24 protein-coding genes and 1 tRNA gene are annotated in these 25,823 nt (G+C 40.7%); 18 read left to right on the top strand and 7 right to left on the bottom strand.

The window, feature by feature from the left end; all coding sequences use genetic code 11:
• Positions 1 to 4 precede the first annotated feature (4 nt).
• The 7 genes from CFS04_RS03020 to CFS04_RS02990 all read left to right on the top strand — a co-directional run bounded on the left by CFS04_RS03020 (position 5) and on the right by CFS04_RS02990 (position 6,572).
• On the top strand, positions 5 to 844 hold the full coding sequence (locus CFS04_RS03020; RefSeq protein ID WP_088809143.1) for a TIGR03943 family protein: 840 nt from the start codon (positions 5 to 7) through the stop codon (positions 842 to 844).
• A 90-nt stretch (positions 845 to 934) separates the two neighbouring features.
• Positions 935 to 1,855: a type I pantothenate kinase gene (gene coaA / locus CFS04_RS03015; RefSeq protein ID WP_088809142.1), complete on the top strand. Its 921-nt coding sequence runs from the start codon at positions 935 to 937 to the stop codon at positions 1,853 to 1,855.
• 104 nt (positions 1,856 to 1,959) lie between these two features.
• Positions 1,960 to 2,682, top strand: a complete 723-nt coding sequence (locus tag CFS04_RS03010) for an ABC transporter ATP-binding protein (protein WP_088809141.1) — start codon at positions 1,960 to 1,962, stop codon at positions 2,680 to 2,682.
• Positions 2,679 to 3,806, top strand: coding sequence for an ABC transporter permease (locus tag CFS04_RS03005; RefSeq protein ID WP_088809140.1), 1,128 nt, complete (start codon positions 2,679 to 2,681; stop codon positions 3,804 to 3,806). Before CFS04_RS03010 ends, CFS04_RS03005 begins: the two co-directional genes overlap by 4 nt.
• Before the next feature lie 75 nt (positions 3,807 to 3,881).
• Positions 3,882 to 4,478 (top strand): TetR/AcrR family transcriptional regulator, encoded by a 597-nt coding sequence (locus CFS04_RS03000; RefSeq protein ID WP_240310324.1) that lies wholly within the window; start codon positions 3,882 to 3,884, stop codon positions 4,476 to 4,478.
• 226 nt (positions 4,479 to 4,704) lie between these two features.
• Complete coding sequence (locus tag CFS04_RS02995; protein WP_205408896.1) at positions 4,705 to 5,115, top strand: MarR family transcriptional regulator; 411 nt, start codon at positions 4,705 to 4,707, stop codon at positions 5,113 to 5,115.
• A gap of 80 nt (positions 5,116 to 5,195) precedes the next feature.
• Entirely contained in the window at positions 5,196 to 6,572 is a 1,377-nt protein-coding gene (locus tag CFS04_RS02990; protein WP_088809138.1) for an MATE family efflux transporter, read from the top strand.
• A 105-nt stretch (positions 6,573 to 6,677) separates the two neighbouring features.
• On the opposite strand, the gene kdpDN is transcribed toward CFS04_RS02990, so the two are convergent.
• From kdpDN to CFS04_RS02970, 4 genes are all read right to left on the bottom strand, one after another.
• Positions 6,678 to 7,826 carry a KdpD-like non-kinase potassium sensor gene (gene kdpDN, locus CFS04_RS02985; protein ID WP_088809137.1) on the bottom strand — a complete coding sequence of 383 codons (1,149 nt, stop codon included), beginning with the start codon at positions 7,824 to 7,826 and terminating at the stop codon, positions 6,678 to 6,680.
• A gap of 122 nt (positions 7,827 to 7,948) precedes the next feature.
• Entirely contained in the window at positions 7,949 to 8,698 is a 750-nt protein-coding gene (locus CFS04_RS02980) for an SDR family NAD(P)-dependent oxidoreductase (protein ID WP_088809136.1), read from the bottom strand.
• A gap of 102 nt (positions 8,699 to 8,800) precedes the next feature.
• The gene (locus CFS04_RS02975) at positions 8,801 to 10,042 is read right to left on the bottom strand and encodes a dicarboxylate/amino acid:cation symporter (protein WP_088809135.1); all 1,242 of its coding nucleotides are present in this window, start codon (positions 10,040 to 10,042) and stop codon (positions 8,801 to 8,803) included.
• 290 nt (positions 10,043 to 10,332) lie between these two features.
• Positions 10,333 to 12,306: an LTA synthase family protein gene (locus CFS04_RS02970; protein WP_088809134.1), complete on the bottom strand. Its 1,974-nt coding sequence runs from the start codon at positions 12,304 to 12,306 to the stop codon at positions 10,333 to 10,335.
• Positions 12,307 to 12,518: 212 nt separating this feature from the next.
• On the opposite strand from CFS04_RS02970, the gene CFS04_RS02965 reads away from it, so the two are divergent.
• Positions 12,519 to 13,133, top strand: a complete 615-nt coding sequence (locus CFS04_RS02965; RefSeq protein ID WP_088809133.1) for a DNA-3-methyladenine glycosylase — start codon at positions 12,519 to 12,521, stop codon at positions 13,131 to 13,133.
• Positions 13,134 to 13,198: 65 nt separating this feature from the next.
• Positions 13,199 to 13,861, top strand: a complete 663-nt coding sequence (locus CFS04_RS02960; RefSeq protein ID WP_088809132.1) for a class A sortase — start codon at positions 13,199 to 13,201, stop codon at positions 13,859 to 13,861.
• Between the two features lie 82 nt (positions 13,862 to 13,943).
• Here the strand turns inward: CFS04_RS02960 and CFS04_RS02955 are convergent, their stop codons facing one another.
• The gene (locus tag CFS04_RS02955) at positions 13,944 to 15,131 is read right to left on the bottom strand and encodes a multidrug effflux MFS transporter (protein ID WP_088809131.1); all 1,188 of its coding nucleotides are present in this window, start codon (positions 15,129 to 15,131) and stop codon (positions 13,944 to 13,946) included.
• Between the two features lie 248 nt (positions 15,132 to 15,379).
• Between CFS04_RS02955 and CFS04_RS02950 the strand changes: the two genes are divergently transcribed.
• The 6 genes from CFS04_RS02950 (at position 15,380) to CFS04_RS02925 (ending at position 20,760) form a co-directional block, all read left to right on the top strand.
• Complete coding sequence (locus tag CFS04_RS02950) at positions 15,380 to 16,111, top strand: MBL fold metallo-hydrolase (protein WP_088809130.1); 732 nt, start codon at positions 15,380 to 15,382, stop codon at positions 16,109 to 16,111.
• Positions 16,112 to 16,126: 15 nt separating this feature from the next.
• The gene (locus CFS04_RS02945; RefSeq protein ID WP_088809129.1) at positions 16,127 to 17,122 is read left to right on the top strand and encodes a lipoate--protein ligase; all 996 of its coding nucleotides are present in this window, start codon (positions 16,127 to 16,129) and stop codon (positions 17,120 to 17,122) included.
• Positions 17,123 to 17,337: 215 nt separating this feature from the next.
• Positions 17,338 to 17,724 (top strand): hypothetical protein, encoded by a 387-nt coding sequence (locus tag CFS04_RS02940; RefSeq protein ID WP_088809128.1) that lies wholly within the window; start codon positions 17,338 to 17,340, stop codon positions 17,722 to 17,724.
• Positions 17,725 to 17,930: 206 nt separating this feature from the next.
• Positions 17,931 to 18,362, top strand: coding sequence for a LytTR family DNA-binding domain-containing protein (locus CFS04_RS02935; RefSeq protein WP_159457883.1), 432 nt, complete (start codon positions 17,931 to 17,933; stop codon positions 18,360 to 18,362).
• Entirely contained in the window at positions 18,362 to 18,811 is a 450-nt protein-coding gene (locus CFS04_RS02930; protein WP_088809126.1) for a hypothetical protein, read from the top strand. Before CFS04_RS02935 ends, CFS04_RS02930 begins: the two co-directional genes overlap by 1 nt.
• A gap of 245 nt (positions 18,812 to 19,056) precedes the next feature.
• The gene (locus tag CFS04_RS02925; RefSeq protein WP_088809125.1) at positions 19,057 to 20,760 is read left to right on the top strand and encodes a carboxylesterase family protein; all 1,704 of its coding nucleotides are present in this window, start codon (positions 19,057 to 19,059) and stop codon (positions 20,758 to 20,760) included.
• 34 nt (positions 20,761 to 20,794) lie between these two features.
• Here the strand turns inward: CFS04_RS02925 and CFS04_RS02920 are convergent, their stop codons facing one another.
• Both CFS04_RS02920 and CFS04_RS02915 read right to left on the bottom strand, forming a co-directional pair.
• Positions 20,795 to 21,769 (bottom strand): glycosyltransferase family 2 protein, encoded by a 975-nt coding sequence (locus CFS04_RS02920; RefSeq protein WP_088809124.1) that lies wholly within the window; start codon positions 21,767 to 21,769, stop codon positions 20,795 to 20,797.
• A 19-nt stretch (positions 21,770 to 21,788) separates the two neighbouring features.
• Positions 21,789 to 23,783 carry a glycosyltransferase family 39 protein gene (locus tag CFS04_RS02915; protein WP_088809123.1) on the bottom strand — a complete coding sequence of 665 codons (1,995 nt, stop codon included), beginning with the start codon at positions 23,781 to 23,783 and terminating at the stop codon, positions 21,789 to 21,791.
• 223 nt (positions 23,784 to 24,006) lie between these two features.
• Here CFS04_RS02915 and CFS04_RS02910 point away from each other — a divergent pair.
• From CFS04_RS02910 to trmL, 3 genes are all read left to right on the top strand, one after another.
• A tRNA-Gly gene (locus CFS04_RS02910) sits at positions 24,007 to 24,077 on the top strand.
• 85 nt (positions 24,078 to 24,162) lie between these two features.
• The gene (gene queG, locus CFS04_RS02905) at positions 24,163 to 25,299 is read left to right on the top strand and encodes a tRNA epoxyqueuosine(34) reductase QueG (RefSeq protein WP_088809122.1); all 1,137 of its coding nucleotides are present in this window, start codon (positions 24,163 to 24,165) and stop codon (positions 25,297 to 25,299) included.
• A gap of 7 nt (positions 25,300 to 25,306) precedes the next feature.
• Positions 25,307 to 25,816 carry a tRNA (uridine(34)/cytosine(34)/5-carboxymethylaminomethyluridine(34)-2'-O)-methyltransferase TrmL gene (trmL, locus tag CFS04_RS02900; protein WP_088809121.1) on the top strand — a complete coding sequence of 170 codons (510 nt, stop codon included), beginning with the start codon at positions 25,307 to 25,309 and terminating at the stop codon, positions 25,814 to 25,816.
• Positions 25,817 to 25,823: the final 7 nt, after the last annotated feature.

The following is a 25,823-nucleotide window of genomic DNA, read 5'->3' as shown; positions in this document are numbered from 1 at the left end:
TTCGATGTTACGCGCTTTTATACTATTCGGTTTTGGCTTTTATATGATGTTTCTGCACATTTCCGGCGATATTAGTAAATATATTAATATGAAGTATGCCTATCTCTCCTTTTCGGCGATGATAGCGTCATTTTTGCTTGCCACTATTCAGCTTATTATGGTTTTTCGTGACGAGGACGGGGCGAGCCATAATCACGCGGGGCATACGCATTCCGGAGAAAATACGCTTTGGAAAAAAATCTTTGTTTATAGTTTGCTGGCATACCCGCTAATTGTAGGCTTTCTCTTTCCTGTCGCCACACTTGATTCAACGATTGTGTCCGCGAAAGGTTTCCATTTTCCGAAAAACAATGCGGCGGGCGATGACCCTTATGCCGCAAACCAATTTTTACGACCTGATACAAGCGGCTATTTTGGCAAATCCGATTATGAAAAAATGATGGAAAAAGAGAAGGCGGCCATCGTCAATCAAAATCCGATTATAGTAACCGATGAAAATTATTTAATGACAATGGAAATTTTATATAACTATCCAGGCGAGTTTACCGGGAAGAAAATTGAGTTCACTGGTTTTGTTTACAATGACCCTGTCACAAAATCAGGCAACGTTTTCTTATTTCGCTTTGGGATTATTCATTGTGTGGCAGACTCTGGTGTTTTTGGGATGCTTGCGAAAATGCCTGATGGGACAGAAGACTTGCCAAATGATACGTGGGTAAGGGTATCTGGTGAGATTACGCAAGATTACTATGCGCCGTTTAAAATGAACATTCCAGCGCTCGATGTGGAAAGCTATACCAAAATGGACAAGCCAAAAGATGTTTACGTCTATCGAAAATATTAATTTTTGGTTGCGGATTTAACATGATTGCGTTATGCTTATTTTTGTGAGCTGTTTACGTTTTCACGAATCGATAAAAGGATGGGCTTAACAATGAATGATTATCGCCATTACTATCATTTTCCGCGCGCTGATTGGCAGGAACTTGAAGTAAGTAAAGACCAAATTTTAACTTCAGATGAACTGGAAGAAATTCGCGGTTTAAACGACCGGATTTCTCTTGAGGATATATCAGAAATTTATTTGCCGCTTATAAAACTAATTGCGATTCAGTATCATGAAGCGATTTTTATTCACGGTGAAAAAATGGAATACTTGAAGAAGAAAGAGGAACGTCCGCCTTTCATTATCGCGCTTGCTGGGTCGGTTGCAGTTGGTAAAAGTACCACAGCACGTGTGCTGAAGCTCATGCTTGATCGCTGGTTTTCAAAAACCCGTGAAGTGGAACTTGTGACGACTGACGGCTTTTTATACCCGAATGCGGAGCTTGAGCGACGCGGTATTATGAACAAAAAGGGCTTTCCTGAGAGTTATGATAAAAATCGGTTTATTGATTTTCTGATGGATTTGAAAACGAACAAAAAGAATGTCGAAATTCCGCTTTATTCGCACCTGACGTATGATGTTTTGGAAGAAACGCGCACGCTTCGAAATCCCGATATTGTTATCGTTGAGGGAATTAATGTGTTGCAAACGGATGCGACTGCGACTTTTTTTCCACGCGACTTTTTTGATTTCGCTATCTATATGGATGCGGCGGAAGAAAGTATTAAACGCTGGTATTTAGAACGTTTCTTCATGCTTCGCGAAACGGCATTCCAAGATACAAGTTCCTATTTCCATCAATATACCAAAATTAGCGAACAAGTTGCAGAAAACTACGCGCTAGAAATTTGGGACACGATTAACGGCTTAAACTTAAAAGAAAATATCGAAAAAACCAAATACCGCGCTGATTTGATTTTACATAAAGGGGATAATCATCTGATTTCGGATGTGTATTTGCGCAAATAACCGTCTAGGACTTTCTAGGCGGTTTTTACTTTACATTCCAATTAAAAAGGTTTATATTGTAAGTGAGTAATCACTCATTAAAAAACTGAAGTGGGGAATGTGATATGGAAGCGGTTATTTCGACGGAAAAATTGAATATCCAGTTTCATAATAAGCAGATTTTATTTGATGTGACAATGAACGTGAATAAAGGGGAAATTTATGGGCTTATCGGTCCTTCTGGTGCTGGTAAGACGACGCTTGTGAAAGCGATTGTTGGCATGGAGAGAGCGGATAGCGGGGAAGTACATGTGCTGAATGCTAAAATGCCAACGCTTAGCGTGATGAACCAAATCGGCTATATGGCGCAATCAGACGCGTTGTATGTGGATTTGACGGCTAAGGAAAACTTGGATTTCTTCGCCTCGCTTTATTTGCTCAAAGGGGCGATAAAACGCGAAAGGATAGCTTATGCGGCTAAGCTTGTGAACTTGACCGATGATTTAAACAAAAAAGTAAGTGCCTATTCGGGTGGAATGAAACGGCGGCTATCGCTTGCGATTGCAGTGCTCGCGGACCCGGACGTGCTGATTTTGGACGAGCCAACTGTCGGCATCGACCCGGAACTGCGGAAATCGATTTGGGACGAACTGAATGAGCTGAAAAACGCGGGAAAATGTATTCTTGTGACGACGCATGTCATGGACGAGGCGGAAAAATGTGATCGTCTTGCGATGGTGCGCGAGGGACGGATTATTGCGGAAGGTACGCCTGACGAGCTCGCGAGTGAAACGGAAAGCGGCAAGTTAGAAGATGCATTCTTGAAATTTGGGAGGGTGACAAAATGAGAGTTTTAGCCATTGTAAAGCGAATCGCCAACCAGTTTAAACGAGATAAACGCACGCTCGCACTGATGTTTATTGCGCCGCTGCTTCTCATCACGCTACTCAATTTCCTATTCGACAGCGATTCTGTAAATCCCAAAATTGGCGTTCACGGCATGACAGATAGCATGATCACACAACTCGAGAAAAATGATTTATCTGTAAAAAAATATGCGAATGATTCGAGTCCAAAGGAAAAAATTGAAAAGGATGATTTAGATGCCTTCATCGATTTATCTGACAGCCAATTAACCATCACCTATGAAAACAGCGATCCTACAAAAAGTAAACAAATTGCGATGAAAATGCAAGGAGCTCTGTTAAAAGAACAAGAAACCGCAATGAAAGATGCTGCCAAACAATTGGAAACCCTTGCCAAACAAATGCAAGCAAGCGGTGCGAATATGCAAGGAAATACGATTACCATGCCAACAAATGGCGCAGATGTTCAAGTGGCAGCGCACTATGTTTACGGCGACAAAGATACGACATTTTTTGATACCATTGGCCCCATTTTCATCGGCTTTTTCGTCTTCTTCTTCGTATTCCTAATTGCCGGCATTTCATTTTTGCGCGAACGCACGACCGGTACGCTTGAACGCCTGATGGCCACACCAATTAAGCGCATCGAAATTGAACTCGGCTATATGATTGGCTTTGGGATATTTGCACTCCTTCAATCCGTCCTAGTTGCCATCTATTCCGTTCAAGTACTCGATATGATTCAAAACGGCTCCATTTGGTATGTCTTACTCATCACACTAACGCTCGCAATGGCCTCACTCGCACTTGGCATGTTGCTTTCCACATTCGCCAACAACGAATTTCAAATTATCCAATTCATTCCAATCGTGATTGTGCCGCAAATTCTCTTCTGCGGAATTTTCCCACTCGAAGGAATGGCCGACTGGCTGCAATGGATTGCACACATCATGCCGATGTATTACGGCGCACAAGCACTACAAAGCATTATGATTAAAGGAGAGGGTTTCAGTAGTTTCGCCGGTGATTTCTACATTCTTCTTCTATTCGTAGCGGCCTTTTTAATTCTCAACATCTTTGCCTTAAAGAAATATCGAAAAGTATAGGAGGAAACAAATTTGGAGAAACAACCAACTGACCTTTTACGCCAGATTTTAGACGTCACAGAAAAAGATAAGCGAATGAGCGAGAAGCAAAAAAACATTATCAAAGCCGCCATTGAGCTTTTTGCCGAAAAAGGTTTTTCTGCTACGAGTACGAGTGAAATTGCAAAACGCGCCGGCGTAGCAGAAGGAACGATTTTCCGGCACTATAAAACGAAAAAAGATTTGCTGATGGCAATTACGATGCCAACCTTAATTGAAGGAGTCGTCCCGTTTTTAGCGCAAGATTTCGCCGAAGAAGTGTTCCAAAAAGAGTATGCCGATTTTGAGACGTTCCTAAAAGCTATCATCAAAAACCGTTTTGAATTCGCAAAAGACAACGGAAAAGTCATTAAAATTTACTTTATGGAACTCATGTATCATGACGAATTGCGAACGCAATTTTCCGAGATTTTCATGACGCACGTAAAAGAGCATTTTGATGCGCTCATCGATTTCTACAAAGAAAAAGGAGAATTGGCAGACATGCCAAACAGCACCATCATGCGCGCTTTGATTACCAATATCGTCGGATTTATCCTCACCCGCTTCATCGTCATGCCTGATGCAGCATGGGACGACGAAGCCGAAATTAATTTCACAGTCCGCTATATGATGCAAGGTCTTGTTAAATGATTAATCTGTAGGTGGGCCTAGCAAGGCTTAGAAACGCGAATCTCCATGAGTTTCGCGTTTTTTTAAATTAATTTTATTAAGAAATCCGAAAATCTTTGCCGATTTATTAGAATTCTAATTGTTAGATATAAAGTTTATAGTTGACATTCTATTTTAAAGCGTGTATATTTATTTCTAACAGTTAGATATCTAATTATTTGGTGTAGGAGGGATTATTTTGGATAAAATGGTAGTTTCGAATTTGTTACGTTCCATCATGCATAAATCCCGCGAATCGATGGAAAAGCGTGTCAAAGATATGGGGGTTAGTTCGCAACAAGGTCGGATGATTTCTTATATCGCGCAAAATGAAGACAAAGGATTGATTCAAAAAGACTTGGCAGAAGTGTTTCAACGCCGTAGTGCAAGCATCACAAGTATGTTGCAGGGATTAGAGAAAAAAGGGTATATTGAGCGACGCATACCTGGAAACAATGAAAGGCAGAAAAATATTTACGCACTGCCAAAAGGAAAAGCGCTGATTGCTGAAACCAATGAAGCTTTTTATGAGGCAGAAAAAGAACTAGTCCACGCTTTAAGCGAAGAAGAAGTCCAGCAATTGACAGCTTTACTAAGAAAAATCGATCGCAGCCTCTAACGAACGAGCAGTTACTAACTGCTTGCAATCTTATAGTTAGAAATCTAACATTTATAAATCTAACAAAAGAAGGGATTATTATGGAAGAATTAGAAGTTAATGAATCAAATATTTACTATTTAAAGGAAGCGCCAATCCGCAAAGCTATCGCCCATTTGTCAATACCGATGATGGTCGGAATCTCAGCAACGACGGTCTACAATTTAATCAATGCTTTCTTTATTGGTCTGCTAAATGATACGAATATGATGTCCGCGATTACTTTGGCGTTACCAATTACAATCATTTTGATGGCTTTCGGGAATATGTTTGGAGTTGGAGGAGGAACCTTTATCACGCGCTTATTAGGCCGTGGTGACGAGCAAAAGGGTCGAAAGGTGGCTGGTTATTCTTTTTACATGAGCATCCTATTTGGTGTGATTATTGGAATTGTCGCAATCATCTTCATGAATCAATTTGTCCACTTACTTGGCGCAGATGGTCAAACATTACTTTATACAAAACAATACGCAACAATCCTTTTTGCAGGAAGTTTTGCTTTCATTTTAAATTTTGCTTTGGAACAATTGGTTCGTTCAGAAGGGGCATCAAAAGAATCCATGTATGGCATGTTCATTAGTGTTGCTGTTAGTATCGCTTTAGATGCATTACTGATTTTAGTTTTTAATCTGCATATGATTGGTGCAGGGATTTCAATCGTCATTGCGAATCTCGCTTCATCGATTTATTATGTTTGGTTCTTAGAAAAGAAAAGCGCGTCTTTAAAAGGCTTCTTGAAGCAATTTAAACTTTCAATCAAAGACCAATTAGAAGTTTACAAAATTGGGGTCTCGGAATTGTTTAAATCTGCATTCATGATTGTCACAACTTTATTGTTAAACAATTTTTCCGTTGAATACGGTGATAATGTCGTTGCTAGCTTTGGCATAGCCGTTCGAATCACCCAACTACCTGAATTTTTGACGATGGGGCTATTTTTAGGTGTGATGCCATTATTTGCCTATAGCTTCTCCGCACATAACACGAAACGCTTAAAAGAAGCGTTGAAGGAAGTTTCTTTATGGATCGGGGGAATCTCAATCCTCTTTGCCCTTTTGGCTTACTTATTCCGCGTACCCGTATTAAGTTTATTTACCAGTGATCCACGTGTCATTCAAGTCGGCTTAACCATTCTTGCTGCTCAACTCATTTCCTCGGTCTTTAACGGTTTTTCCGGTTTATTTACTGGAATCTTCCAGGCGTCTGGTTTGGGTGCTCAGACTGGGATTATGGCAACTATTCAAGGAACTTTCTTCATTCCAGTTGTTTTGCTGTTGCATTATTTCTACGGCTTGAACGGTTTGATTTGGTCAATGACGGTAACGGAAGGAATTGCTTTTATTACGGGAACCATAATGATGATTCCTTACTTGAATAGACTGAATAAAAATGAATTGCCGGCACTGCAACAACAATAAACTAGTTCCAAATAATTTACGAAGTACGTCCAATTGCTGCACAAAAAGCCAGAAACACAGCAAACTTTCCATCAGGCGAGTCTGCCGCGTTTCCGGCTTTTTTTATTAATTTTTCCGCGAATTAGCTACAATATGAATATCTACGCCATCTGTTTGGCGCATGATGGCATTGACAATCGAGCCTTTTGTAACTTCCTCGACTCTTGTTTTAACAGACTGGCCTAAAATAATTTGGGTGATATTATGCTTGTTTGCCACATCTGTAATCACTTGCGCAATTTTCCGTTCTTTAATCGGCTCTACTAAGAAGTGGGCGTTAAATTGTTTGGCGAGACTTTGCCATGCCACGTATTCTTGTCGTGTTTTTTCAGGTAGTTCATCGAGCTCTTTTGTGATGGCTGCTAAGATGTACAGTTCGCTACGTAACCGGTCTGCGATGCGGAAGCCGCGGCGAATCAATTTTTCAGCATTGGCATCATTTTTAATACAAACGAGAATTTTTTCATTCATCATCGCTGCCCGGAGGCGTGCCGCTTTTTTATCCGCTTTGTCGTCTACATCATCGGCGACTTCGCGGAGTGCGATTTCGCGAAGGGCAGACAGGTTTTTCGTCGTGAAGAAGTTTTCAAGCGACCGTTCAATCTTCTCCGGCGCATAGATTTTCCCTTCTTTTAGCCGTTTTTGCAATGTTTCTGCCGTAACATCAATTAAAATGACTTCATCTGCTACTTCTAATAAAAAGTCTGGAATTCGTTCGCGCACAACGACCCCAGTAATGTCGTGGACAACATCACGCAAGCTCTCCAAGTGCTGAATGTTGACGGCTGAAATGACGTTAATTCGGTGCTCCAATATTTTTTGAATGTCCTGATAACGCTTTTCGTTCGCTGATCCAGGAATATTCGAATGCGCCAGCTCATCAATCAGGACGACCTCCGGATTTCGAGCAATAATGGCCTCAACATCCAAATCAAAATACGTATTATTTTTATATGGAATTTCTTTTAAAGGAAGTTGTTCAAGGCCATCGATTAATGCGGCCGTTTCTTTTCGACCATGCGTCTCAACAAGCCCAATCACTACATCAATGCCTTCTTTCCTCAGTTCGTGCGCTTCCGTTAACATTCGGTACGTTTTCCCGACACCCGGTGCCGATCCAATATAGATTTTTAACTTACCGCGCTTTAATTTTTCAATTTGTGCTAGCAACTCTTCCGGACTTTTACGATGGAAGGAAAGATTTTTGTTGCCCACTAGACGCACCTCCATTAACTTTAAGCTGTTTACAAATATTCATTTTAGCACAAACTCTTTTAAGAAAGAAGAACATTTTTTGGATAAAAAAGAGCTGACCATTTGGTCAGCTCGGATTTCACTTACTGCGCGTAGTATCCTCCATCAACAGGTAATTCAATTCCCGTGACGAAACTCGACTCATCACTTGCGAGATATAAAACGCCATAAGCGATGTCGCGTGACTGGCCAAGACGTGGAAGTGGTGTCAGCGATTCGAACCAGCCTTTTGTGGCTTCATCTTCAAATAATTTTTTCGTCATCGGCGTTTCGATATAGCCCGGGTGAACCGAATTACAGCGAATGTTTTGTTTGGCGTAATCGACTGCCACAGCCTTCGTTAACAATCGAACAGCGCCTTTTGATGCCGTATAGGCACTTGCACCAGAACCGCCAGTTAAACCAGCAATGGAGGAGATGTTAATGATGGAGCCGCCGCCCTGATTTTCCATAAGTGGGATAACATGACGCATACCTAGAAACGTTCCTTTTAAGTTGACGTCAATCACTTTATCCCATTGCGAAATGCTTGTATTAACAAGATTTAATTCGGTGCTAATACCAGCATTATTCACTAAAATATCGACACGACCAAATTTGTCTAAAGCAAGTTGAATCACTTTTTCCCAATCTTCATCAAGTGCTACATTATGCGTTAAAACTTCAGATTTTGGTTGAATGGCTTTTAATTCTTTACCTGTTTGATTTAAAACTTCTTCTTGCATGTCCGTCGCTATTACGAAAGCCCCTTCTTTCGCAAACAGCAATGCTTCTTCCTTCCCTTGTCCCCCAGCAGCGCCTGTAATGATCGCAACTTTATCTTTTAATCTCACTTTGAATCCCTCCTAATTTGATAACGCTTACAATGTTATTATAAAACGAAAAAAAGAGCAGTTCCAGAAAACTGCTCAAAAAATAGTACTTAAATTTTAGTATCAAAAACTGACTTTTCTTTTTAACCAATTTTTCCCTTCGACAAAGCGCGATACGAGCATGGCACAAACTGTATTGCCGGTTGAATTGAGTAGCGTTGCAGGGATATCAATAATCGTGCTAATAATCATAATCGTTGCGACAAGTTCAGGTGAGAAGCCGAAAATCGAGATGATTAAAAGTTCGCCAGTCATTCCGCCGCTTGGGATGGCGCCCATGACTGCGCCGACTAAAAAGGCAACAGCAAGAATTGCTAAAATGCTTGAAGCACTCGTCATATCTTTTCCAAAGAGGGTGAAGAGGAACACAATTTTCATGATGCCACCCATGACCGAACCGTCTTTGTGCGTGTTCGCCCCGAGTGGAATGACGGTTTCAGCAATGTCGTCAGGCACACCCATTTTTTTGGTCGCGACAAGGTTCACTGGAATACAAGCCGCACTAGAAGAGGTAGCGATAGCCGTAATGGCTGGCGTTGTGACATGTTTCCAGAAAACTTTTACGCCAGTTTTCCCAGAAGCAATAAAAGCATACAATGTGTTCATACCGAAGAAGTAAATCACGGTTAGGACGAGATAAAGGAAGAAAATGCCGAGGTAGCCGTTAATAATTTGCGGACCGAGCTGACCAACTGTCACCGCAAAGTAGCAGCCGAGTCCAACTGGCGCAGCGTACATGATGAATTGCACCATCTTTAAAATAACCTCGGTTGCTGAATTTAGAAATGCAGCAACGGGCTGTCCTTTTTCTCCAGACATCGAAGTAGCTAATCCAAACAAAATCGAGAAAATGATGAGCGGTAGGAGATTGGACTTTGTAAAGAGCTCGAGAAAATCAGGTACAGTAAATGTTGTCACTAAAATTTCCGCAAGTCCTTTTCCTTCCTCCGTAGGCGCTTTTGGCAAATTCGCTGTTATAGCCGATAAATCTACGTTATGTAGCGGGTTATAAATCGAAATCCCGATAAAAGCAATAATTCCTGCAAGAGCTGCTGTTGTAAAAAACACTGCGAATATTGTACCGATAATTTTTCCAAGTCTTGCCATCTGCTTCATGTTCGCGATGGCCGACGAAACGCTTAGAAAAACAAGAGGAACAATGACAACAAACATTAAGTTTAAAAAGATGTCCCCAATTGGTTTCACAATCACCGTTTTATCCCCAAAAATAACACCAAAAAGTCCACCTAAAACAATACCAAGTAGCAGACAAATGGTAAACGCATAATTTCGTAATAATTTCATTCCAATTCTCCCTTTCTAGTAAGTACTTTATTAGAATAGCAGAGATGGTGGGGGAATGGAAGAGGTGACATAAAAAAGCCACTCTATTATGAGTGGCTTCAGACTGATGACAAACGGCAATCTTCGGAGTTTTTGCCTCCGCTTCGCCTAACTTCTCACATGGTCGGGCAAACTACGCCCCTGTGGTACTCGAATTTACTTAGAATCTCACCATCTGTATTCTTATGCGTGACACGTTTTGCTTAAGTTTATAAATTTGGACCACTCGTAAAATGAGTGGTCCAGATTATTTATTTTGTTGTTTCAGACGTGTCGTCGCTGTCTGGTTTCTTTTTATTGTAGTTGTATTTTGATGGGTCGACTTTTTTGAAGCCGTCTGGTGTGTAGAATCTTAGTAGGTCGCCCTGCAAGACAGAATCGGAAAGTTGTAGTTCTTTTGCGACCGTATCTTTTGTTGCTTCCATTTCCTTCGTTTCTGTTTCAATTTGTTCGCCCGTTGTTTGGTCGTAATATTTCCCACCAATTAAAGAATAAGTTGGGCTAATAAAATCACCATTTCTAAACGGTACGAGTTCTTTATGATCTTTCGAAAGTAAATCTGTTCCCATTTGTAGGTAATCTTTTGTGTCAATACCTAGCAAGTGGAGCATCGTAGGAAGCACATCGATTTCGCCGCCGTACTGCGTTTGAACGCCGCCTTTTACGCCTGGAACGTGAACCATGAATGGCACGCGCTGCGCTTGAGCATTCTCAAAAGAATTATAATCTTTCCCTAAAATTTGCGTCATCGCAGAAGCGTGGTTATCGGAAATTCCGTAATGGTCACCGTACATAACAATGACAGAATTATCGTATAGCCCTTTTTCTTTTAGATAAGTGACAAACGATTTCACAGATTCATCTAAGTAGCGAGCCGTTTGGAAGTAAGTATCTACCGAAGAATCGCCTGTCGTAGCTGGCGCAATACTTGCCTCATCTTCATTAATCGGATAAGGGAAGTGGTTCGTTAAAGTAATGAACTTCGCATAAAATGGCTGTTTAAGCGTCTCAATATATGGCTCAGATTCTTTAAAGAACGGTTTATCTTTCAAGCCGTAATTCGAAACATCATTTTCATTCATATCGTAATAACTTGCATCAAAGAAATGGTTGTAGCCAAAGTGCTTGTACACTTCATCGCGATTCCAGAAACTCTTATAATTTCCGTGGAACACAGCCGAATCATAGCCATAGTTCGCTAAAATCCCCGGAGCTGATTGGAATGTATTCGAACCTTTTGTTGTAAAGGCGGACCCTTGAGATAAGCCGTAAAGGGAGTTCTCGAGCATCATTTCGGCGTCAGCCGTTTTGCCTTGCCCCGTTTGATGGAAGAAGTTTGTAAAGCTAAGCGTGTTTTCATCCTTAAAGAAGGAGTTAATAAACGGCGTTACTTCTTCACCATTTAATTTATAGTTGATTAAAAATTGTTGGAAACTTTCTAGATGGATATAAATAACATTTTTACCTTTTGCTTTACCAAAATATTCCATGTTCGGTGCCGCATATTTTGATTTCGTATAATTAAGTACTTCATTGACGTCACTAGAGTCAGCAAGCGCTTTTTGCGTTTGTGATTCAGTGCTTTTCACAGCATCGTAGATTTGGTAATTAGTCATTCCTAGGTATTTCACAATATAATTACGGTCAAATGTTCGCGTTAAAAGTTGCGGACGATCAATTTCGGCTAGACCGAGATTGGCGAAGAACATCGCAACACCAAGCGTCAGAACGCCAACCACTTTTCTTGCACGAATGCGCGCTTCTTTATTTGGACGAACGATACCGAAAACTAGCAAGGCAATCAAAATGAGTACATCGACAAAGAATAAAATATCCGTCCAGTTTAGTAAGGCAAGAATACTTCCACCCATGTCACCCATATTTTGCATTTGCTTCGGATTTAAATTCGGAAGCGTGATAAAGTCCGAGAAGAAACGGTAGTAAACCATATTTGCAAAAAGAATAAAAGTCAAAAGGAAATCGATCACGATAATCCAAATAAAAGAACGTCGACCTTTTGCAAATAGTGCCAGTCCCATAAAGAAGACAGCCGTACTGAGCGGATTAATGATCAATAAAAATTGTTGCATTGCATTTTCAATACCAAGGTTAAATTGCGTTTCATAGGCAATGACTGATTTTAGCCAAAACAGAACGACGGCTAGAATAAAAAATCCATAATTTTTGCTTAGAAAAGTCAGGATTTTTCCTTTCCCATCCTTCATATTACACCTCTCCTACACTCTATTTACTATCTAGTAATTTTTAGATTTTGATGAAAAAAAGCAGGGTTTCGTATATAAAATACAAAGCCTGCACCAACATAATCTTAACATAATTTTAACAAAAGGGAAAACATAACACATGGGTCTTGAGATGGATGACTAGAAAAAAATACGCAACATCGGTTATTATAGAAGAAAAACGAGGAAAACCATTGAAACTAACAGAAAAAATTTTTGAAAAAAAGACTACAATTGAAGTGGCGCGAGATTTACTAGGGGCGAAACTCGTACACGATAAGTGCGGCGTGAAATACGAAAGCTTAATCGTCGAGACCGAGGCTTATTTAGGCGAAACTGACCAGGCGGCGCACAGTTTTCGGAAACGGCGCACAAAACGCACGGAAGTCATGTTCAGACAAGCAGGCGCGATTTACATGTACCAAATGCATCGCCAAGTTTTGCTGAATTTCATTACGATGGAAGCAGGCATTCCAGAAGCCGTTTTGATTCGCGCTGTAGCGCCGCTTACTGCCCTCCCTGAAATGGAGATAAATCGCGGCGGAAAAACAGGTTTTGATATTTCGAACGGGCCTGGCAAATTGACACAGGCGATGGCTTTTTCGATGCAGGACTATGGTAAAACGCTGTTTGATAGCAACATTTGGCTTGAAGAAGGTAAGCGGCCAGTTCAAATTGTTGCGACCGAGAGAATTGGCCTCCCAAATAAAAAATTGGCGAAGCATTTTCCCCTAAGGTTTATTGTGGGTGGAAATCCGTATGTTTCGGGAAAAGTGAAGAATTTATCAGAAAACAACGGTTTTCATTGAATTTTAATTTGCTGTGACGCGGTTGCTACTATATAATAGAAAAGCAAAGAAGGAGGAGGAAGGTTATGGCAAAGAAAATTATTGCAATTATTATTTTAGTTCTTGGCTTACTACTTATTTTCTCACCATTTATAAAAAGTGGCATCGTGAAATATTTAAGTGGTCATGATGACATTACGAACTATTCGGCCCAAACTTTAGATGATAATAATAAAAAAGAGGCAACATTTGATTATGATAGTGTGCAACTTCCTTCTATGAAAAATGTTGTTGAAGGAGCAGCGAACTATGATAAAGACGCGGTTGTTGGTTCCGTTGCGATTCCGTCTGTCGATATCCAACTAATGGTATTAAAAGGGACGAATACGGCGAACTTGCTTGCTGGTGCAACGACAATGCTTCCTGATCAACAAATGGGCAAAGGGAATTATCCACTTGCAGGGCACCATATGCGCAATGAGTCGATGCTTTTTGGTCCGCTAATGGATGTAAAAGAAGGTGCTAAAGTTTATTTAACCGATTTAAATTCACTTTATGAATATAAAATCACATCGACGAAAATCATTGATGAAACAAATGTCAGCGTACTGGACGATGCCGGAGACAATCGCATCACGCTCATTACGTGTGATAAGCCAACCGAAACAACAAAACGCTTCGTAGCAGTTGGCGAACTAACGAATACGCAAAAATTAACTCCAGAACTTAAAAGTAAATATTTTGAATGAAAAGAAGCATAAATCCAGTAAGAACCATTTCTTTAGATGGTAGTATTACTAGATTTATGCTTTTTGTTTTTAGCGACTCATTTTATTTTGCGAATTTGGTGCAAATCATGGAAATGAGTAAAAGCAATACACAAAATAAAGGAAATACAAGGATAGAGCCGGTGTGAAAAATACTAATTAAAAATGTACAGATGCTTACAATACTGTAGTAGCCTAAACTTAAAAATGCCCCAGCTGTACCAGCTACATCAGAAAATTTAACTAATGCTAGGCTTAAACAGTTTGGTAAGGCCATTCCAATTCCTGTAAGAATGATGAAAATACCTATTATATAAACAAGCACTTGCAAAAATAAAGGTAAAACTAAAAGTGAAATGAAAGAAAGGAATAGGCTACCTATTAATGATAATTTAATGCCGTTTTGAATAATGGCATGCGGTGCTTGCTTTTTTAATAATTTATTGGATTGCCATGCACCTAAAATGGCTGCTGAAGCGACTACACATCCCATAAGTCCGTATTGACTTTGAGTAAAGTGAAACTTTTCAATAAAGATTGTGGGTGCTTCGGTGTGATAGCTAAAAAGCAGCCCATTAAAGATTCCTATTAGAACGCCAAATGCTAGCGTATATCGATCTAACAACATTGTTATACCTATTGAAAAAATTTGCTTGGCATTCCTTTTTTCTGAGGAAAGACGGACAGTTTCTGGCAATCCTTTAAGACTCCAAAATAATAAAAGCATGCCCATGACGACTAGAAATAAAAAAACGAATCGGAATCCATAAAATTCACCAAGATAGCCACCAATCAAGGGGCCAATTGCTGGTGAGAAGGCTAAAGCGGCTGAAATTTTAGCAAATAACTGATGGCGTTCCGTGCCTTCATAATTATCTCGTAAAATTGTTTGTGTAGTTACAGAACCTGTACTTGCACCAAATGCTTGTATAAAACGACCTACAAATAACCATTCAATATTTTTAGATAACACACATAGTATGCACCCTACAACATAAATCACTATACCTAAATTCATTGCTTTTCTTCGACCAAAATAATCTGAACCGATTCCCCAAAAGAAAACGCCTAACGCAAAAGCTACAAAGTAAATGCTTAACGTCATTTGTGCGATATTTAATTGGACACCATAACCATGCGCGATTTCTGTTAGTGAAGGTGTATAGATTGTTTCGCTTATTTGTGGAAAGCCTACTAGGCAGACTAATAGAGCTAAATTTATTTTTTTACTTTTTTCGATGTTTTTTTCCATTATTAAACTCCTAATTTAATTATAATCTGGGAAAAAAACATCCTTCACAGGGAAACGGTGGAACCATGATTTTTATGCGATTATAAAAATTCATGTTATCACCTCTTTCTTTTCATTTAAGCTTAAAGAATAACATAAATATAAAGGCGGGGCAATGCGGATTGAAACAACAGCACAAAGCCTATTACTTTGGTTTAAAAACGAAGTGTTGTATCATGGAATTATGTTGAAGAGAGGGTGAAAAACATATGGAACTTACTGTTTTTGGTCACTGGGGCGGGTATCCGCTAGCGAATGATGGGACAAGTAGTTATTTGCTATCAGAAGGTGACTTTCATCTATTAATTGACGTCGGAGCAAGCGCTGTTTCAATTATGCAAAATGACATCCATCCAAATGATTTGGATGCGGTCATCATTTCACATTTCCACCCAGATCATGTGGCCGATGTTGGTATTTTACAACATGTCCGCCTACTTTCGGATATGGAAAATAAACCGCCTGTTTTGCCGATTTATGCGCATAAGGAAGACGCACGTGGCTATTCGTATTTAGATATGGAAGGCGTCTCAAAAGCACATGAATACCGGGCGAATGAGGAACTTAAAGTTGGGCCATTCCAAATTCGCTTTTTAAAAACAATTCATCCAGTTCCGTGTTATGCGATGCGTTTTGAAGCGAATGGGAAAGTGCTGGTTTATACGGCGGACAGTGCGTATCAAGAGGCGTTTATTCCATTTGCAAAGGATGCTGATTTGCTCATTACGGACACAAATTTCTATCAGGATATGGCTGGGAAGTCGAAGGTGCACATGGCGAGCGTTGAAGCGGGGAAAGTGGCGCAAGAAGCGGGCGTTAAAATGTTGCTGCTGAGCCACCTGCCACAAAAAGGAAATTTAGAAGAGCTGAAAAATGAAGCGGAATCGGTTTTTTCCGGCGACACGAAATTGGCTGAAAAAGGTTTAAAAATTCATATATAAAAAGGGGTAAGAAACGTGTATTTTATTGATAACAAGGATGAAAAAGATCCACGCATCAATCTTGCGGTCGAAGAATTTATTTTAACGGAGCTCAATTTAGACGAGCCAGTGCTGCTGTTTTATATTAATAAGCCGTCTGTTATCATTGGACGGAACCAAAATACGATTGAGGAAATCAATACGGAATATATCGAAAAAGAAGGAGTTATCGTTGTGCGGCGCTTATCAGGCGGTGGCGCCGTTTATCATGATGAAGGAAATCTAAATTTCAGCTTTATTACAGAAGATGATGGCGATTCTTTCCACAACTTCGCGAAATTCACTCAGCCGATTGTTGAGGCGCTCAAAAAACTTGGCGTAAATGCGGAGTTAAAGGGGCGAAATGACCTGCTAATTGACGGTTTCAAAGTGTCTGGAAATGCGCAGTTCGCGACAAAAGGAAAGATGTTCTCGCACGGCACGCTCATGTACGACTTAAACCTCGATGATGTGGCGGCTTCGCTCAAACCGCGCAAAGATAAGCTGACGTCAAAAGGAATCAAATCCGTGCGCAGCCGAGTTGCAAATATTGCTGATTTTTTGGATAAAAAGATGACCACGGAGGAGTTTCGCGATTTATTACTTCTTTACATTTTTGACGTGGAAAACGTATCCGATGTGAAAGAATACAAGCTGACTGACGCCGACTGGACGCGCATTCACGAAATTTCAAAAGAGCGCTACGCCAATTGGGATTGGAACTACGGAAAATCTCCTAAGTTTGATTTGGAGCGAACAAAACGCTTCCCGGTAGGTTCTGTCGATATTCGTCTGAATGTCAATAAGGGCATCATTTCCGACATCAAAATTTTCGGTGACTTCTTCGGCGTTTTAAACGTATCCGATATTGAAGAACGTCTAAAAGGTGTTACCTATAAAAAAGAGGAACTTGAAACGGCGCTTGCTGATTTAGACATTCAAAAATATTTTGGCAACATCACAAAAGCGGACTTTTTAGAGTTGCTTTATTAACGCGTGAAAGAGGATACGTATAATACGCATCCTCTTTTTCCTGATTTCAGGAGAGTAATAAACTGAAAAATTCACATAATGGACACAGAATGTTAGTTTTACATATGCTACACTTAATACTGGAATGATTTAAAAATAATAATGAGCTGAATGATTACCGAATGATATTTTTGACATATGGTGAGATGCGGCGAAGAGGGAAGTTGAATTAGAAAATGAAAATAACAGTAAAAAGAAACACCGGTTTTATGGGAGCGGCAACTAAAGTCGCCTTAAAAGTAAATCAACAAAAGGTGAAATCGTTAAAACACAATGAAGAGGTAGAAGTAGACATACAAGGAGATTCAGCCGAAGTAAATGCTAATCAAGGTTTTTTCGGAAGTAAAGGAGTGAAAGTTGCTGCAGGGGAATCGGTAGAAATACAGACAAATCCGACGGCTCTTCTTTTATTTGGAATTGTTCTAGCCCTGTTAATTTTATCTTTCTTTTGGAATAGTCTAATCGGGACCGTAGTAATGTTTGTAGGGATTTTGACCACGCTCTTCTTTTGTATTAAGAATTATTACATAGTTAAACCTGGTTCATCAAATAGCCAGAAATAAAACGATTTTGTTAGGAAAAATACATAAGTTACGCTAGAAAGTGGCCTAGGAGTCGTCAAAAACTTCTGGGCATTTTTTGTGCGCTCACATGCGTAAAAGGTTTGAACTTCTAAGTTTTCACAACTTGTATGTTTGATTGCGTAAGTTGCCTATCAAATAGAATGTTTTTCGATTATAATTGGCGTATGAAGTGAGGAGGTAGAATGATGGAAGTGGATATCCGAGAAGGTTTTAAGGCAGTTCGAGCTGAAATACGTTGTCCTTACGAAAATGCCGAAGTACGACGAGCTGCAAGACTGCTTAGAAGTTTGGGACAAGAAATTAGTGGGGAACTCGGTGGCAAAACATATTTACTTGAATTGCTAGATATATTATATGTGGAATCTGTTGACCGAAAAAGCTTTGTTTATACAGCGGAAGAGACGTATGAAACGGCATTAAAATTATATGAAATTGAGGAACGATTCCCGGATAGCAGTCTTTTTCGCAGCGCCAAGTCCCAAATTTTAAATATTTCGCATATCTCAGCTCTTCGCCCAGATTTTAACGGTAGATTAGAAGTTTCCCTAACAAATGGAGAAAAATTAATTGTTTCGAGGCAGTATGCTCGGCAATTAAAAGAAAGGATTGGTCTATAATGAACAAAATAATGGCTTATATATTGCCAATGAAAAATTTTGCAGCCATGATTTTTGCAGGATTTATTATCCTCTATATGGTGACAGGCGTCTTGTTCGGTGCCATTTACAACACAGATTTTGATTATAAAATCCCGTTCACCTTTGTGTTACAAGGACTTGTGTTAGCACTATTAATTTCGTGTTTGTGGTCCATTTTGTTTAATAATAAAAGAAAAAGTCGCACCTTTATCCGGCTAATCATCTTTGCTATTATCCTTATAGGGCTTGTTAAGATTAGTGCGCTAGCGTTACTTACATTATCACTCCAGTGGGTCAGTTTATGGATTGCGGTTACAGCAATAATTGCGGTCGGATTAATTGTCATTGCCATTTTAGGCGAATTATTTTTTAGAAAAGAGGGGAAACGTTATACAGAGAAATTAAAAGAGTATCAAGCGAATTTATAATAGAAAGCGTATAAATTAAGAAGTAAATGTGTAAAACACACAAGAAAATAAAAAAATATGTCTTTTTAGAAAATTTTGTATGCTTACTCTTGCTTTCATCAGAATACGTGCTATATTAAATTTATATATATATTCTTGTTAAGGAATGTAACCTTATGGGCATAACCTGAAACAATGATACGCAGCTTTTTTGTGTATTTTTGTTTCAGGTTTTTATTATATATTCATAAAAAAGGAGTGGAACTATGAAAAAGTGGATTATGTTAGTTTTAGTAGGTTGTTTATTTGCTTTAGCAGGGTGTGGAACTAGCCAATCGGAAGCACAAACAGGATTAACGTATAAACAAGGGGTGCTAGAAACTACAAAATATGGAAAAGTAAAAGGTTATCAGAGTAAAAATGAAAACGTTTTAATTTGGAAAGGAGTACCTTATGCCAAGACACCTGTTGATGAATTGCGCTGGAAAAAACCAGAAAATCCTAAGAAATACAAAGGCACGTTAGATGCAACCAAGGATAGTGAGATGTTTATTCAAACTTCTCAAGATGGTGTGACAGGGAGCGAATCAAGTTTGCGTCTGAATATTTACCGACCTAACACAAAAGAGCAAAATTTACCTGTTATGGTTTACATTCACGGTGGGAACAATCAAGGCGGGAGCGCTACGGAAATTAGTGGTGAAGCTTTTGTAAAGGATTTAAATGCGATTTTTATCTCAGTAGATTATCGTCTTGGAGCATTAGGATTTAATCCTCTCCCAGCTTTACATACAGGCAACAAGTTAGAGGATTCTGGCAACTACGCGTTACTTGATATGGCGAAATCATTAGACTGGGTGAAGGAAAATATTACAGCTTTTGGCGGGGATCCCAAAAACATTACATTTTCCGGCTTTTCAGCAGGAGGAAGAGATGTTATGGCGTCGTTAACTTCGCCTGTTTTTGACGGGAAATATCAAAAAGCCATTGCTTTTAGTGGTGGTATGACAGTGGCAAATCCAGAAGATAGCGTGAAAGTTTTTGCGAAGGCAATCGCGCCACTTGTTGTAGAAGATGGTGTCAAAAAGACAACGGAAGAAGCTTATACGTGGTTACAACAAGATAAGAAAGAAGTGCGGGACTATTTATACGGTTTATCAGCGGAACGATTAAGCAAATTGATGGGCAATGCCTCTATTCGCATGAGCGCTTTCCCTCATCTTTATACGGACGGAGCTGTGTTACCTAAAAATGGTTTTGACACGAAAGAATATAATGATGTGCCATTAATGATGTTGTCAGGGACAAGTGAATTTTCCTTTTTCGCAATGGGAGATCCTTATTTTGCTGAAAGCCTAGCAAATGGCGATATTCCAAAAAATCAGGAAAAACTAGCCGAATTTAACTTTGCGAAACAATATGGTAGCGATATGTATGCCTTGTTTAACACAGAGCTGTCAGCAGAAAAACTAAGTGAACATTATAAAGGTGATATTTATAACACGAAAATGCCTTTTGGAACAAATCTTAAAACGACAACAGATATGAGTTTGGTGGGGGCATTTCACGGCGTGTTTATTCCTTTCTTGGATAGCAACAATCAAACGTACTTATCTACGATTACGGAATCGTATCAACTACCTGGAGCGAAAGAGTTGCAAGGGGAATTCAGAGCGTATCTTAAAAACTTCTTGCATGATGGTAATCCAAACGGTGATGATTTGACGAACTGGACAAAATGGAGCAAACAAAATCAAGCTAGTTTACTTCTCGATGCGAATGACAATCATGCGCAAATTAAAATGGAGAAAGAAACGGATACGAATCAAGCTATTATTGAACGCATTGAAGCGGACACAAGCATTTCAGAAGCAGCTAAAAGTAAAATTGTCCACACTGTATTAAATGGAAGATGGTTTAGCGCGGATTTAGATGCCTACTATCATAATCCTAGTTTATGGCCTAACTAAATAAATGAACCGCCCGATTTTCGGGCGGTTCATTTTATTTGATCTGTTCTTTCAGTGCGTATAAATGGCTTGCCTCAAAGCCGTTTGCCTCGTCCACCACGTAAAGCGGGCGGTGCCGCGTTTCTTCGTACATGCGGCCAATGTATTCGCCAATCATACCAAGGACGAGGAGGACGATGCCGAAAAAGATGAGCTGAATGATGACGATAGACGCCCAGCCAGGCACCGTCATGGTGGTAAAGAGTTTTTGAAAGAGGACGACAATCATGTAGAGGAAGCCGCATGTGGCAACCGTTACGCCTAAATAAGTTGCGAGTTTTAGAGGCAAATAAGAGAAAGAAGTAATGCCGTCAAGCGAAAGCTTAATCATTTTCTTGAGCGGATACTTCGTTTCACCGTAAAGCCGCTCATCGCGCTCGTATTCGACCTCCGTTTGCTTGAACCCGAGCCAGCTCACCTGACCGCGGACGAACGGATTTTTCTCCTCCAACTGCCGAAGCGCCCTGCACACCTTCGCATCCATTAGCCGAAAGTCGCCAGTATCAACAGGAATCGGGGTATCGGACAGCTTTTCAAGGATCCGGTAGAACACTTTGGCACTAAATTTTTTGAAAAACGATTCACCTTTACGGACTAAACGTTTCGCATAGACAACTTGGTAGCCTGCGCGCCATTTTTCTACCATTGCGGGAATGAGTTCCGGTGGGTCTTGCAAATCGGCGTCAATCACTACAACGGCTGCGCCACTTGCATAACGAGCACCCGCGGTAATCGCAATTTGATGGCCAAAGTTCCGTGAAAAATGAATCACTCGAACGTGCATATCTAGTTCCTGGAGGTCATCTAAAATGCGGCGTGTGTTATCTTGGCTGCCGTCATTCACAAAAATCAGTTCAAAATTAGGCGTTAGACCCCGCATGACGGCCGTTAGACGTTCGTAGCTGCTTATTAAAACTTCTTCTTCATTGTAGACTGGAATGACTACTGAAAGCTCGATTAGATTGGTCATTTCACATCATCTTCCTTTCCTATTTCAATAAATAAAGCGTTCCATTTCCAGTTCCATTCATGCCCTGTGCTCCGAAAGCACTTGTAGTGGCCGACGAATTTGCGTCTGTTTCAGAACTATACTCGCTGGAATCAATTGCGGTTCCATTTTCTTGAATCCAATTAATGACGTCTGAGTCGGCTGCTTTACTATTACTTGGAAGGTAGAAGTATTTTATTTCGCCGTTTTTAACCATCGTTTTCAGTTCGCTTACGGTGAGCGTCGGGTCGGTCCCGTTAAAGCCACCCATCGCCATGACGGCTTTTTGCGTTTTAATGATGTAAGGGCCTGCTGTTGTCGCGTCTGTCGTGCCGAATAAATATGTTTCGCCGGTATTGTTTTCTTCTAAATACGCGATTAAACCAGTGTCCACAGAAGCATCTGCGAAACCGCCGCCGCTTGAAGTTGCGAGTTGTGGTCCTGTTTCAGGAAGCGAACTATTGCCACCGTAAATTAAAGGCGTGAGCGACCAATAGGTTGGTGCCGCTAGTAAAATTGCCAGTCCGAGCGCTGTGATTTTTGCGGTAAGACCTTTCGATTCTTTGCGATATAACACGAGGAAAAGCGAAATCGCTGCTACGAGAAGGGCAATCCCAATGGCAAATGGCGCGCTATACTGAAAGACGAAGAAGGCTTGCAAGAAACCAGTTAAAGTAATGGCACTTGGGAGTAAAAAGGATTCCCAATTTTGCTGCTCGCGATATAGTTGGAAAAGAGCGACTAGCCCTGCGCCAGCTAACGCCGCAATTGGAGGAGCGAGCATAATCAAATAATAATGATGGAAGAAACCAGCTACGCTGAAAAATCCGGCAACTGGAAGAAGCCAAGCTGCCCAGAAAACCATTTCCTTTTGGGCATCTGATAAGTGGAACCATTTTGCGTTTTCACGACGATACGCAATGAAAATCGCAAGTATGCCAAAGAGTGCTAGCGGCAAGAACCAACTAATTTGGTCGCCTAAGGCCGTTTGGAAGAGCCGTAGCGGACCTTTTTCGCCTGTGCCAAACATACCGCCGCTACCCATCATTTTTGAACCGCCTTGTCCGCCACCGTTTTGTCCGGAAGGAGGGCTAGGCATGCCGGTTGAATTGCCATCGCCGAACGACTGGCTGCCATCATTTTGTCCGCTAGGTGCGCCGCCTTGTCCGCCGTAACTGCTAGTAGACGGGCCACCGCCGCCGGTTCCTGTGCCGGTTTCCTGCCCAAGTAAACGTTCCACGCCATTGTAGCCGAAAGCAAGTTCTAGGACGGAGTTCGTCTGACTGCTTCCAATGTAAGGACGACTCGACGCACTTGTTTGGTCAACAATAATCGCCCACGAAACGGATACACCGAGCATGAGGACGAGAGATAGCGCCAAATGGACCGCCTTTTTTTTCCAAGAAATGTTAGTAGCGAGTAAATAAAAAACTACGAAAGCAGGAAGTACCATGTACGCCTGCAACATTTTGACGTTAAAGCCAACCCCAATCATGACGAAAGCGAGCAGCAACCAGCCAAGTTTTCCGCGCCTAACAGCTTTGAATAGAAAGAGCGCACCAAGCATTAGGAAGAAAACGAGGACGGCATCAACGTTATTTGTTCTGGAAACGGCTACCGCGATTGGAGTTAGCGCAAGTAGAAGTGCCGAAATACGGGCCGCCCATTTTCCGAAGCGCGGCCGAATTAGGATATATAAAAGGATAACGGAGCCAACGCCAGCAAGTGCTTGCGGTAAAATGACACTAAAGCCATGAACGCCGAATATTTTAGCGCTAATCGCCTGAAGCCAAAAAGCAACAGGTGGCTTGTCTACAGTAATGAAGCCTGCTGGATCAAAGGAGGCATAAAAGAAATTATGGAAATTTTGTACCATACTTGTAACGGCTGCTGTATAATAAGGATTAACCGTTGCATCATTCCAAATACCATAAAAATTAACAAAAATAGCTATACAAATAATACCAACAAAATAAAAATCAATTTTTTTCTTCATGAAATCACTTCTCTCTTTTTATGAATAATCTTAGTGTAAAAGCTAAATGTGAATAGGTTATGAATAAATTTGGAAAGAAGTTTAAAATTCAGACGGATTAGATGTGAGGCTTACCCAATTTTTAACAAAAAAAAACATAAATTTTTAAAAAAGGTCTTGTCAAAATTAGTATCTGGTGTTATGATATAAAAGTTGTTACAAACAACGTCATAAAGCCAATTGTGCGGGTGTAGTTTAGTGGTAAAACCACAGCCTTCCAAGCTGTTGTCGGGAGTTCGATTCTCCTCACCCGCTCTTTACATACTGTTACTAACGCAGTGTTTCGACCTTTTTAAGCGAAGCATTGCGTTTATTTTTTATTTTAAAAGGAGGTTTTCGCATGGATACGACAAAGCTAAAGGCTGAAATAATTCAGTATGCGACCGAAATTGGTGTGCAGAAAATTGGCTTTACGACTGCGGATCCTTTTTTGTTTTTAAAAGAACGTTTGGAAATTGCCGAAAAAGAAGAGGTTTTAACCGGGTTTGAACATCCCGTTTTAAACGAGCGAGTGTATCCTGAACTCATTTTCGAAGAGCCAAAATCCATTATCGCGATTGCGCTCGCCTATCCGTCTAAGCTAAAGGAAAGCCCTGTGAGCAAGCGTGAATCGCGGCGTGGCGTCTTTGCACGCGCTTCTTGGGGCACCGACTATCATACGATTTTGCGCGAAAAGCTGGCACTTATTGAAGCTTTTATTTTAAAACGAGTGCCCGAAGCTAAAATGAAAAGCATGGTCGATACGGGCGAATTATCTGATGTGGCTGTGGCAGAACGAGCAGGTATCGGTGCTCGCGGTAAAAACACGCTGTTAATTACGAAAGAATACGGTTCGTGGGTGTACTTAGGCGAAATGCTAACGAACATTGCTTTCCCGCCAGATGAGCCAATTGGCGACTTGTGCGGTGACTGCAATCAGTGCGTTAAAGCTTGCCCGACTGGCTCACTACTCGGCGAAGGCGCAATGAATCCCAAAATTTGCTTAAGCTATTTAACGCAAACAAAAGGCTTTTTAGAAGAAAAATATCGCGATGTGTTGCATAATCGTTTATATGGTTGCGATACGTGCCAAGTTGTTTGTCCGTATAACCGCGGTCATGATTTCCACTTGCACCCTGAAATGGAACCAGACCCAGAACGCGTGCGGCCGGAATTGAAACCGCTTCTGCACATTTCAAATCGCGAATTTAAGGAGCAATTTGGGCATATGGCAGGCTCTTGGCGGGGGAAAAAGCCGATTCAAAGAAACGCAATTATTATTCTGGCGCGGTATAAAGATAAAACGGCGATACCCGACTTAATCGGCTGTTTGTTGCATGATGCGCGGCCAGTCATTCGCGGTACTGCCGCATGGGCGCTCGCTAGAATTGGTGGCCAAAACGCGGAAACAGCCATTTTAACGGCAGAGAAAGCAGAAACGGACAATGACGTTTTGGCAGAAATTAAACAAGCGAAAAAAAATTTAGGAGTAAGGTGAGTAAAAAATGGCAAATCATATCGTACTTTATCAACCAGAAATCCCGGCGAACACGGGAAATATTTCGCGCACATGCGCAGGGACGGATACGTATTTACATCTTATTCGACCACTCGGTTTTAGCACAGATGACAAAATGTTGAAACGCGCAGGCCTAGATTACTGGGACCACGTAAAATTAAATTATTATGACTCACTAGATGAGTTTTTTGAAAAAAATGCGGGTGGGGAGTTTTATTTTATTACGAAATTCGGCCGCCACGTATATAGCGATGTGAATTATAGCAATCCAGATAAAGATTACTTTTTTGTGTTTGGAAAGGAAACGACGGGACTGCCTGATGAGCTTTTAAAGGCACATGAGGAAACGGCGCTTAGAATTCCGATGACGGATAAAATCAGGTCGCTTAATTTGTCGAATACGGCTGCGATTTTAATTTATGAAGCTTTGCGGCAACAAAATTTTGGCGAACTAGATCAGGCCCCGCACTATGAACACCAAGTTTTTGAAGATTAAAGGGGGA

It is taken from the genome of Listeria sp. ILCC796 (genome assembly GCF_900186175.1).
Classification (GTDB): Bacteria; Bacillota; Bacilli; order Lactobacillales; family Listeriaceae; genus Listeria; species Listeria goaensis.
The sequence above is the reverse complement of the archived record's forward strand: the minus strand, read 5'-3'. Positions and strand labels throughout refer to the sequence as shown.

Excerpts from the sequence above, each read along its gene's own strand:
- CFS04_RS03020 (WP_088809143.1), top strand. The coding sequence starts at position 5 with ATGTTACGCGCTTTTATACTATTCGGTTTTGGCTTTTATATGATGTTT.
- coaA (WP_088809142.1), top strand. The coding sequence starts at position 935 with ATGAATGATTATCGCCATTACTATCATTTTCCGCGCGCTGATTGGCAG.
- CFS04_RS03010 (WP_088809141.1), top strand. The coding sequence starts at position 1,960 with ATGGAAGCGGTTATTTCGACGGAAAAATTGAATATCCAGTTTCATAAT.
- CFS04_RS03005 (WP_088809140.1), top strand. The coding sequence starts at position 2,679 with ATGAGAGTTTTAGCCATTGTAAAGCGAATCGCCAACCAGTTTAAACGA.
- CFS04_RS03000 (WP_240310324.1), top strand. The coding sequence starts at position 3,882 with ATGAGCGAGAAGCAAAAAAACATTATCAAAGCCGCCATTGAGCTTTTT.
- CFS04_RS02995 (WP_205408896.1), top strand. The coding sequence starts at position 4,705 with ATGGTAGTTTCGAATTTGTTACGTTCCATCATGCATAAATCCCGCGAA.
- CFS04_RS02990 (WP_088809138.1), top strand. The coding sequence starts at position 5,196 with ATGGAAGAATTAGAAGTTAATGAATCAAATATTTACTATTTAAAGGAA.
- CFS04_RS02975 (WP_088809135.1), bottom strand. The coding sequence starts at position 10,042 with ATGAAATTATTACGAAATTATGCGTTTACCATTTGTCTGCTACTTGGT.
- CFS04_RS02970 (WP_088809134.1), bottom strand. The coding sequence starts at position 12,306 with ATGAAGGATGGGAAAGGAAAAATCCTGACTTTTCTAAGCAAAAATTAT.
- CFS04_RS02960 (WP_088809132.1), top strand. The coding sequence starts at position 13,199 with ATGGCAAAGAAAATTATTGCAATTATTATTTTAGTTCTTGGCTTACTA.
- CFS04_RS02955 (WP_088809131.1), bottom strand. The coding sequence starts at position 15,131 with ATGGAAAAAAACATCGAAAAAAGTAAAAAAATAAATTTAGCTCTATTA.
- CFS04_RS02950 (WP_088809130.1), top strand. The coding sequence starts at position 15,380 with ATGGAACTTACTGTTTTTGGTCACTGGGGCGGGTATCCGCTAGCGAAT.
- CFS04_RS02940 (WP_088809128.1), top strand. The coding sequence starts at position 17,338 with ATGAAAATAACAGTAAAAAGAAACACCGGTTTTATGGGAGCGGCAACT.
- CFS04_RS02935 (WP_159457883.1), top strand. The coding sequence starts at position 17,931 with ATGGAAGTGGATATCCGAGAAGGTTTTAAGGCAGTTCGAGCTGAAATA.
- CFS04_RS02930 (WP_088809126.1), top strand. The coding sequence starts at position 18,362 with ATGAACAAAATAATGGCTTATATATTGCCAATGAAAAATTTTGCAGCC.
- CFS04_RS02925 (WP_088809125.1), top strand. The coding sequence starts at position 19,057 with ATGAAAAAGTGGATTATGTTAGTTTTAGTAGGTTGTTTATTTGCTTTA.
- CFS04_RS02920 (WP_088809124.1), bottom strand. The coding sequence starts at position 21,769 with ATGACCAATCTAATCGAGCTTTCAGTAGTCATTCCAGTCTACAATGAA.
- CFS04_RS02915 (WP_088809123.1), bottom strand. The coding sequence starts at position 23,783 with ATGAAGAAAAAAATTGATTTTTATTTTGTTGGTATTATTTGTATAGCT.
- queG (WP_088809122.1), top strand. The coding sequence starts at position 24,163 with ATGGATACGACAAAGCTAAAGGCTGAAATAATTCAGTATGCGACCGAA.
- trmL (WP_088809121.1), top strand. The coding sequence starts at position 25,307 with ATGGCAAATCATATCGTACTTTATCAACCAGAAATCCCGGCGAACACG.